Below are 3366 nucleotides of genomic sequence, written 5' to 3' on the forward strand. Positions count from 1 at the left end.
CGATTCGTTCGAGTCCAAGGCAACCACGGGATCGAGATCCGCGCCGGGTTACCGGCCTGAAGGAGGCGGTCATGAAGCGGATGTCGTTGTGGACGGTTTTCGTGAAGGCTTATGACGAGGCGATCGAGTTCTATACGCGCAAGCTGGGATTCGTCGTGGCGGAGGATGTCCCCTTCGGGAAGGAGCGCTGGGTCACGCTGCGCCTGCCCGACGACGAGACCGTAGCGATCGTCTTCAAGCTGGCGGAAACAGAAGAGACCCGCGCCCTGGTGGGACGGCAGGCCGGCTCCCAGCCGCTGTTCGGGATCCAGACGGGTGATTGCCTTGCCGAGTATCGCCGCATGAAGGAAGCGGGTGTACGCTTCCACGGCGAGCCGCAGGTGCAGCCCTATGGGACGGGGGTGACTCTCGAGGACCTGTACGGCAACCGGATCTATATGAACCAGGAGCCTGCCTAGAAAGGCTCACGGATCGAATCGAGGCGTGGTCGTCCCGGGCATCCTTGCGCGGGCCATTCCCGCCGCACGGAGGAGCGATGAAGAAGCGCAAGCTGGGAAACAGCGGCCTCGAGGTGTCGGAGCTGGGCCTGGGCTGCATGGGGATGAGCTGGGGCTACGGGCCCGCGGCGGACCGCCAGGAGATGGTCGCCCTCATCCGATCGGCGGTCGAGCGGGGCGTCACCTTCTTCGATACCGCCGAAGTCTATGGACCGTTCACGAACGAGGAGCTGGTGGGCGAGGCCCTCGCCCCTTTCCGAGGCCGGGTGGTGATCGCTACCAAGTTCGGCTTCGCGCTCGATCCGGCCGGAGGGCCGCAGGCCGTGGGCCTGAACAGCCGGCCGGAGCACATCCGGCAGGTCGCCGAAGCCTCCCTGAAGCGTCTCCAGGTCGATGCCATCGACCTGCTCTACCAGCACCGGGTCGATCCGGAGGTGCCGATCGAGGAAGTCGCCGGGACGATTCGGGACCTCATCCAGGAAGGGAAGGTCAGGCACTTCGGTCTCTCCGAAGCCTCTGCCCGGACGATTCGCCGGGCGCATGCGGTGCAGCCGGTCGCCGCGCTCCAGAGCGAATACTCGCTCTGGTGGCGGCGCCCCGAAGCGGAGATCCTCCCGACGCTCGAGGAGCTTGGAGTCGGGTTCGTCCCTTTCAGCCCTCTCGGCAAAGGCTTCCTCACCGGGACCATCGACGAGAAGACGACCTTCGCCAGCTCCGACTTCCGCGCCACGGTGCCGCGCCTGGAGCCGGATGCCCGGAAGAGCAACCTTGCCTTCGTACACCTGCTCACCACCGTCGCGGCACGCAAGAACGCGACGCCCGCCCAGATTGCACTGGCCTGGCTTCTCGCACAGAAGCCCTGGATCGTTCCCATTCCCGGCACGACGAGACAGACTCGGCTCACTGAGAACCTCGCGGCGGCCGACATCGAGCTGACTCCCGCCGACCTGCACGAGATCGACAGCGCCGCCTCGAAGCTCACCGTGCAGGGGAACCGCTACCCCGAAAAGACGGAGCGCATGACCGATCGCTGAACGGCAAGCGCTTCGATTCCCACCTCCGCCGGGAAACCTGCTAAAGTCATCGGCAAACCTGCGAGGAAAAGCCGCCCTGCAGCCCGACTAAGGAGACTGCCTTGACTACCGCCCGGAAAGACTCCGATCTGCGCTTCGACCCCCCGGGACCCGGGACCTGGGAGCTCGAAACGGTTCACTTCCCCCGGCCGGCCACGCGTTACTGGATGGAGGTCCATCCCGAGCCCTTCAAGCGGGGCACCCATGAGTTCGCCGAGAACTACGGCCTGCTGATCGACGGGCTCGAAATGGCCTACGTCAATGGCTTCGGCTACAAGGCGGTCAAGCCGGCGCCGGAGAGCGAAATCCCGAAGCGCTTCCAGCGGGCGGAGGAGGTGTTTCAGCGGAAGTTCTGGCGCGAGCAGCTGCGCGAATGGAACGAGACCGTCAAGCCGGCCTCGATCAAGGCACACCGCGAAATCCAGGCCGTCGATCCGGAGAAGCTCTCCGACTCGGAGCTGGCGGCGCACCTGGTGCGCTGCCGCGAGCACCATGCCGGAATGCTCCGCCAGCACATGCGCTTCACCGCCGCGGCCGTCATGCCGACCGGAGATTTCCTGGCGCATGTCGGCGGCTGGGCCCAGGTTTCCCCGGCGGACCTGCTCTCCCTCATGCGCGGCACGGCGCCGGTATCGGCTGGCGCCTCCGAGCAGCTCCACGCGCTGATCGCCGCGGTTGGGAAGAGCGCCAAGATGCACCAGCTCCTCGACTCCGACGAAGACGCCGGACGGGTGCTCGACACCCTGCGCGCCGACCCCGAAACCGGGCCGGCGGTCTCGGCCTACCTCGATCTCGTCGGCTTCCGCCTGCTCGACGGCTTCGATATTTCCAATCCATTCGCCCTCGAGCTGCCCGATGCGCTGCGCCGGGCGATCCGGGCCGCGGTCGCGGGTGCCGGCACCGATACCTCCGACGTCCAGGGAAAGATCGCCGAGGTGCGCGGCAAGGTTCCGGAGCAGCACCGCGCCCATTTCGACGAGCTGCTCGAGGAGGCGCGGCTGACCTATCCGATCCGCGACGAGCGCGGCGTGTTCAGCGACATCTGGGCCTCCGGGCTCATGCGGCGCGCGGCCCTGGCGGCCGGCAAGCGCCTGGCCCGCAAGGGGAGACTTCACGAAGCCGCTCATTTCATCGACGCCAGCCCCGCGGAGATGGGGGCGCTGCTCTCCGGGGCGGATGCCCCGGACGCCGATGAGCTGGCGCGCCGCTTCCAGTGGCGCACCACGCACAGTGCCAAGGAGGCGCCGGCGGTTCTCGGACCTCCCGCGCCGGCTCCGCCCGACCTGTCCGGCCTGCCGCCCGCCGCGGCGCGCATGGCGCGCGCCATCGGCGTTGCCCTGGGCGCTTTGTTCGGCAGCTCCGAGGCGGCGCACGAGGAGAAGAAGCTGCGCGGCCTGGCGGCGAGCAAGGGGATCTACGAAGGGCCGGCGCGCCGCGTCTCCCACCCCTCGGAGTTCGATCGGATTCACAAAGGCGACATCCTGGTCACCGAATCGACCACGGAGGCGTTCAACATCCTCCTGCCGCTGCTCGGCGCGATCGTGACCGATGCCGGCGGGCTGCTGTCGCACGCGGCGATCGTGGCGCGCGAGTACGGCATCCCGGGCGTGGTTGGGACGCGCGAGGCGACCGACCGGATCGCCGACGGCACGCGGCTGCGGGTGGACGGCGACGCCGGCGAGGTCACGGTGCTGGGGTGAAGAAGGTCGTTCCGCTCGAGAAGGCGCTCGAGATCGCGCTGTACGGCTCGAAGGCGGTCGGGCTCGGCCAGGCGATCCGCGACGGCCTGCCGGTGC

General features: G+C 68.1%; 3 protein-coding genes. All 3 read left to right on the forward strand.

Annotated elements, in window-relative coordinates:
• Positions 1–71: 71 nt before the first annotated feature.
• The 3 genes from VFW45_17570 to VFW45_17580 all read left to right on the forward strand — a co-directional run bounded on the left by VFW45_17570 (position 72) and on the right by VFW45_17580 (position 3270).
• Positions 72–458, forward strand: coding sequence for a VOC family protein (locus VFW45_17570; GenBank protein ID HEU5182600.1), 387 nt, complete (start codon positions 72–74; stop codon positions 456–458).
• A gap of 77 nt (positions 459–535) precedes the next feature.
• The gene (locus tag VFW45_17575; GenBank protein ID HEU5182601.1) at positions 536–1531 is read left to right on the forward strand and encodes an aldo/keto reductase; all 996 of its coding nucleotides are present in this window, start codon (positions 536–538) and stop codon (positions 1529–1531) included.
• A 101-nt stretch (positions 1532–1632) separates the two neighbouring features.
• Positions 1633–3270: a PEP-utilizing enzyme gene (locus VFW45_17580; GenBank protein HEU5182602.1), complete on the forward strand. Its 1638-nt coding sequence runs from the start codon at positions 1633–1635 to the stop codon at positions 3268–3270.
• The last annotated feature ends 96 nt before the right edge of the window (positions 3271–3366 follow it).

This window comes from Candidatus Polarisedimenticolia bacterium (assembly GCA_035764505.1).
GTDB lineage: Bacteria > Acidobacteriota > Polarisedimenticolia > Gp22-AA2 > AA152 > AA152.